This is a genomic window from Streptomyces sp. AB3(2024) (assembly GCF_041862025.1).
In the GTDB taxonomy this organism is placed as follows: domain Bacteria; phylum Actinomycetota; class Actinomycetes; order Streptomycetales; family Streptomycetaceae; genus Streptomyces.
This window is the reverse complement of sequence record NZ_JBGWAB010000247.1, coordinates 1-5,486: the sequence shown is the minus strand read 5'-3', so window position 1 is coordinate 5,486 and position 5,486 is coordinate 1. Positions and strand designations below refer to the sequence as shown.

The window sequence follows — 5,486 nt, the reverse complement described above, 5'->3', positions numbered from 1 at the left end:
CCCCCCCCCCCCCCCCCCCCCCCCCCCCCCCCCCCCCCCCCCGCCCCGCCCCCCCCCCCCCCCCCCCCCCCCCCCCCCCCCCCCCACGTCTCGTTCCTTTGGGCCTCCCTCCCGGTAACAACCGTCGCGTAGGCTCGAAAGCAGCGCTTCCGCCCACCTGCGACTGCGCCAAGCTCTACCGATCCGGACAGGGGAGGGGGCCACCAGTGCTTCTCGACACCTACGGCCGCGTGGCCACTGACCTGCGCGTCTCACTCACCGACCGGTGCAACCTGCGCTGTACGTACTGCATGCCCGAAGAAGGCCTGCAGTGGCTCGGAAAGTCCGATCTGCTCAGCGACGAGGAGATCGTCCGGCTGGTCCGCATCGCCGTCGCCCACCTCGGGATAACCGAGGTCCGCTTCACCGGAGGCGAGCCCCTGCTGCGCCCCGGCCTGGTCGGGATCGTCGAGCGGTGCGCGGCCCTGGAGCCGCGCCCCCGGATGTCCCTGACCACCAACGGCATCGGTCTCAAGCGCACCGCACAGGCGCTCAAGGCCGCCGGCCTGGACAGGGTGAACGTTTCCCTGGACACCCTGCGCCCCGAGGTCTTCAAGACGCTCACCCGCCGTGACCGCCACCACGACGTCATCGACGGCATGGCGGCCGCCCGCGAGGCGGGTCTGACCCCGGTCAAGGTCAACGCCGTCCTGATGCCCGGGCTCAACGACGACGAGGCCCCCGACCTGCTCGCCTGGGCCGTGGAGAACGAGTACGAGCTCCGCTTCATCGAGCAGATGCCCCTCGACGCCCAGCACGGCTGGAAGCGCGACGGCATGATCACCGCCGGGGACATCCTGGAGTCCCTGCGCACCCGTTTCACGCTCACCGAGGAAGGCGCCGGTGAACGCGGCTCCGCCCCCGCCGAGCGCTGGGTGGTCGACGGCGGCCCGGCCACCGTCGGGGTCATCGCCTCCGTCACCCGCCCCTTCTGCGGGGCCTGCGACCGCACCCGGCTCACGGCCGACGGCCAGGTCCGTACGTGCCTGTTCGCCACCGAGGAGTCGGACCTGCGCGCCGCCCTGCGCTCGGGCGCCCCGGACGAGGAGATCGCCCGCCTGTGGAAGGTGGCGATGTGGGGGAAGAAGGCCGGCTCCGGCCTCGACGACCCGTCCTTCCTCCAGCCCGACCGCCCCATGTCGGCGATCGGCGGCTGAGCCCGCCGCCAGGCGGCCCCGAGTCCGCCGCGAGCCCGTACCGGCCCGCCCGAGCCCGCCTCCAGGCGGCTCCGAGCGGGCCCCGGCGGGGCCTCAGGGGCGTTCCGAGCCCTCGGGCTGCTCCCACTCGTCGAGCTTCACGACGTCCTTGAGGAAACCGCGCACCCCCAGGAACTGCGAGAGGTGTTCGCGGTGCTCCTCGCATGCCAGCCACGTCTTGCGCCGCTCCGGCGCGTGCAGCTTCGGGTTGTTCCACGCCAGGACCCAGACCGCCGCGTCACGGCAGCCCTTGGCGGAGCAGGTGGGTACGTCGGCTTCGGGGCCTGAGGAGCCGGAGAAGAAGTCAGGGGAGTTCACGGCCTCAACCCTACAAACGGAAGGGCGACGCCGGGCAGCCACGGGGGGAGCTGCCCGGCGTCGGTCCGTCGCTCCGACGGGGGATGCGGAGCGCGTAGGCAGTATGTCACGCAGGACCGGGTGGGGTGCACCGGAACTTCATGATTGATCTGAGGTTTTATTGAGGTTTCCGTCCTCCAGTGCGGGGCGCACAGGGGCCGGGACGAAGTGCGAGGGCAGCGAGGGGGTCGACTCGCGCCCCGCGTTGGCGATGACCACGGCGATGTAGGGCAGCAGCAGGCCCGCGGCGAGCGTCACGATCGCCACATGGCGTTCCACGTTCCACAGGAGGACGGTGGCGACCACCGACAGGGTCCTGATCGTCATCGAGATCACGTACCGGCGCTGCCGTCCCCGCACGTCCTCTTCGAGGCCCATCCGGGCCCCGGTGATCCGGAAGACCTCGGCCCCGTTCCGCTTCGTCCGCTGCATGTTTCCACCACCCGATCCACCCGCCGGACACTCCCCGGCCCGCAACCCTTCCACCGTACGCCGCCTCCGTCGAGCCGAGGAGAGGGGGTGTCCCTCCGATGGAGCCGTCCGACATGCGTGCGGGGCCGGCCGGGTCGACACTGGGCGCACATGCGCACAACGCGCCACGAGGAGGCTCGACATGCAATGGTTGTGGGCGATCATCGTCGGTTTCGTGCTGGGCCTCATAGCCCGGGCAGTCCTGCCCGGCAAGCAGCACCAGCCCCTGTGGCTGACCACCCTCTTCGGCATCGTCGGCGCCCTCCTCGGCAACGCCGTCGCGGGGTGGATCGGCGTCGGGGACACGGCGGGCATCGACTGGACCCGGCACCTGCTCCAGCTGGCCGGAGCCGTGCTGATCGTCGCGCTCGGCGAGATGGCCTACGTGGCACTGCGGGGCGGCAAACGCGGGACCGCCTAGCGCCGCCGATGACGAAGGGGCCGATGCGGACGATTCGCGTCCGCACCGGCCCCTCATCGCGTCAGCCCGCCGGCCGGCCTCAGGCGCCCGCGGCCTCGACGCCGGTGACCTCGACCGCCGCCAGGTTCTTCTTGCCGCGCCGCAGTACGAGCCAGCGGCCGTGCAGCAGGTCCTCCGGGGCGGGGACCGCGTCCTCGGCGGTGACCTTCACGTTGTTCACGTAGGCGCCGCCCTCCTTCACGGTCCGACGGCCCGCGGACTTGCTGGCGACCAGCCCGGTCTCCACGAGCAGGTCCACGACCTGCACCGGCTCGGCGACCTTCGCGTGCGGCAGCTCGGAGAGGGCCGCGGCCAGGGTGGCCTCGTCCAGCTCCGCGAGCTCGCCCTGGCCGAACAGCGCCTTCGACGCGGCGATCACGGCGGCGCACTGGTCCGCGCCGTGCACCAGCGTGGTCAGCTCCTCGGCCAGCGCCCGCTGGGCGGCGCGCGCCTGCGGCCGCTCGGCGGTCTGCGCCTCCAGCTCCTCCAGCTCCTCGCGGGACTTGAAGGACAGGATCCGCATGTAGGCGGAGACGTCCCGGTCGTCCACGTTCAGCCAGAACTGGTAGAACGCGTACGGGGTGGTCATCTCCGGGTCCAGCCAGACGGCCCCGCTCTCGGACTTGCCGAACTTGGTGCCGTCCGCCTTGACCATCAGCGGGGTCGCCATCGCGTGGACGTGCGCCTGCGGCTCCACCCGGTGGATCAGGTCGAGCCCGGCCGTCAGGTTGCCCCACTGGTCCGAGCCGCCCTGCTGGAGGGTGCAGCCGTAGCGGCGGTACAGCTCCAGGAAGTCCATGCCCTGGAGCAGCTGGTAGCTGAACTCGGTGTAGCTGATGCCCTGGTCGGACTCCAGCCGCTTGGCGACCGAGTCCTTCGTCAGCATCTTGTTGACGCGGAAGTGCTTGCCGATGTCCCGCAGGAACTCGATGGCGGACATGCCCGCCGTCCAGTCCAGGTTGTTCACCATCAGCGCCGCGTTCTCGCCCTCGAAGGACAGGAACGGCTCGATCTGCGAGCGCAGCCGGTTCACCCAGTTCGCGATGGTCTCCGGGTCGTTCAGCGTCCGCTCGGCGGTCGGGCGCGGGTCACCGATCTGACCGGTGGCCCCGCCGACCAGCGCCAGCGGCCGGTGGCCGGCCTGCTGGAGCCGGCGCACGGTGAGCACCTGCACCAGGTGCCCCACGTGCAGCGAGGCCGCCGTCGGGTCGAAGCCGCAATAGAAGGTGACGGGACCGTCCGCGAACGCCTTGCGCAGCGCTTCTTCGTCGGTGGACTGGGCGAAGAGCCCACGCCACTTCAGTTCGTCGACGATGTCCGTCACGGTCTCTCGACTCCTTCGATGTCTGAAAATGCCGTGCTCAGTCTAGGTGGGTCACACGCCCTTGCTGACCGAGCTCATGTTGAAGTCCGGGATGCGCAGCGCCGGCATCGCGGCCCGGGTGAACCAGTCGCCCCACTCGCGCGGCAGGGTCTTCTCGGTCCGGCCGGCCTCCGAGGCCCGCGAGAGCAGGTCCACCGGGGACTCGTTGAACCGGAAGTTGTTGACCTCGCCCGTGACCTGCCCGTTCTCCACCAGGTAGACGCCGTCGCGGGTCAGGCCGGTGAGCAGCAGGGTGGCCGGGTCGACCTCGCGGATGTACCAGAGGCAGGTCAGCAGCAGGCCCCGCTCGGTGCCCGCCACCATCTCCTCCAGCGACTTGTCACCGCCCCCGTCCAGGATGAGGTTCCCGAAGGCCGGGGAGAGCGGCAGGCCGGTCAGGTCCGCGCTGTGCCGGGTCGTGGTCAGCCGGGCCAGCTCGCCGCCGCTGATCCACTCGGTCGCCGGGACCGGCAGGCCGTTGTCGAACACCGAGGCGTCGTCGCCGGAGCTGTGCGCGATCACGAAGGGCGCGGACTCCAGGCCGGGCGCGTGCGGGTCGCTGCGCAGGGTCAGCGGGAGCCGTGAGAGCTCCTCGCCGATCCGGGTGCCGCCGCCGGGCTTGGAGAAGACCGTACGGCCCTCCACCGCGTCCCGGGCCGCCGCCGACCACATCTGGTAGATCAGCAGGTCCGCCACGGCCGTGGGCGGCAGCAGGGTCTCGTACCGCCCGGCGGGCAGCTCGACCTTGCGCTCCGCCCAGCCCAGGCGGACGGCCAGCTCCGCGTCCAGCACGGTCGGGTCCACGTCCTTGAAGTCCCGGGTGGCGCGGCCGGCCCAGGCCGAGCGGGAGCGGTCCGGGGACTTCGCGTTCAGCTCCAGCGTCCCGTTGGGCTGGTCGTGGCGCAGCCGCAGCCCCGTGGAGGTGCCGACGTACGTGGTGACCAGCTCGTGGTTCGCGAACCCGTACAGCTCCCGCCCGCCCGCGCGGGCCCGGGCGAAGGCCTCGCCGAGGGCCGGGGCGAAGTCCGCGAACACCGCCGAGGAGGTCTCGGCGGGGGCGTCGGTGAAGTCGGGCGAGGCCGGGGTCCCGGTCACCAGCGGCTGGGCGTCCTCGGCGGGACCGGCCCCGCGCGCGGCCGCCTCGGCGGCGCGTACGAGCGGCTCCAGGTCGGCGGCGGTGACGGCGGAGCGCGAGACGACCCCCGAGGCCGTGCCCTCCTTGCCGTCGACGGTGGCGATGACCGTCAGGGTGCGGCCGCGGGTGACGCCGTTGGTGGTGAGCGCGTTGCCCGCCCAGCGCAGGTTGGCGCTGGACTCCTCGTCGGCGATGACGACGCAGCCGTCGGCGGTGGACAGCTCCAGGGCGCGCTCGACGATCTCGTGCGGCTTCGTTCGGCTCATCGGCCGGCCTCCTGCGTGGTGTTCAGACTGTGCTGTCCCGGGGGGCGACCCCCGGACCCCCGGCGGATCGCGTGGTGACCGTGGATCGTCATCGGCCGGCCTCCTGCGTGGTGTTCAGACTGTGCTGTCCCGGGGGGCGACCCCCGGACCCCCGGCGGATCGCGTGGTGACCGTGGATCGTCATCGGCCGGCCTCCTGC

6 protein-coding genes are annotated in these 5,486 nt (G+C 72.1%); 2 read left to right on the top strand and 4 right to left on the bottom strand.

Going from position 1 to position 5,486, the window contains the following annotated elements; genetic code table 11:
• Window positions 1-206: 206 nt before the first annotated feature.
• On the top strand, window positions 207-1,196 hold the full coding sequence (gene moaA, locus ACEPPI_RS39710) for a GTP 3',8-cyclase MoaA (RefSeq protein WP_373920117.1): 990 nt from the start codon (window positions 207-209) through the stop codon (window positions 1,194-1,196).
• A gap of 93 nt (window positions 1,197-1,289) precedes the next feature.
• On the opposite strand, the gene ACEPPI_RS39705 is transcribed toward moaA, so the two are convergent.
• Together ACEPPI_RS39705 and ACEPPI_RS39700 are read right to left on the bottom strand one after the other, a co-directional pair.
• Window positions 1,290-1,553: a hypothetical protein gene (locus tag ACEPPI_RS39705; protein ID WP_373920116.1), complete on the bottom strand. Its 264-nt coding sequence runs from the start codon at window positions 1,551-1,553 to the stop codon at window positions 1,290-1,292.
• Between the two features lie 138 nt (window positions 1,554-1,691).
• Window positions 1,692-2,024: a DUF3099 domain-containing protein gene (locus tag ACEPPI_RS39700; RefSeq protein WP_373920115.1), complete on the bottom strand. Its 333-nt coding sequence runs from the start codon at window positions 2,022-2,024 to the stop codon at window positions 1,692-1,694.
• 181 nt (window positions 2,025-2,205) lie between these two features.
• Between ACEPPI_RS39700 and ACEPPI_RS39695 the strand changes: the two genes are divergently transcribed.
• On the top strand, window positions 2,206-2,484 hold the full coding sequence (locus tag ACEPPI_RS39695; protein WP_373920114.1) for a GlsB/YeaQ/YmgE family stress response membrane protein: 279 nt from the start codon (window positions 2,206-2,208) through the stop codon (window positions 2,482-2,484).
• A gap of 79 nt (window positions 2,485-2,563) precedes the next feature.
• On the opposite strand, the gene tyrS is transcribed toward ACEPPI_RS39695, so the two are convergent.
• Together tyrS and ACEPPI_RS39685 are read right to left on the bottom strand one after the other, a co-directional pair.
• Window positions 2,564-3,847, bottom strand: coding sequence for a tyrosine--tRNA ligase (gene tyrS, locus ACEPPI_RS39690; RefSeq protein ID WP_373920113.1), 1,284 nt, complete (start codon window positions 3,845-3,847; stop codon window positions 2,564-2,566).
• A gap of 51 nt (window positions 3,848-3,898) precedes the next feature.
• Window positions 3,899-5,287 (bottom strand): metallopeptidase TldD-related protein, encoded by a 1,389-nt coding sequence (locus tag ACEPPI_RS39685; RefSeq protein WP_373920112.1) that lies wholly within the window; start codon window positions 5,285-5,287, stop codon window positions 3,899-3,901.
• Window positions 5,288-5,486 lie beyond the last annotated feature (199 nt).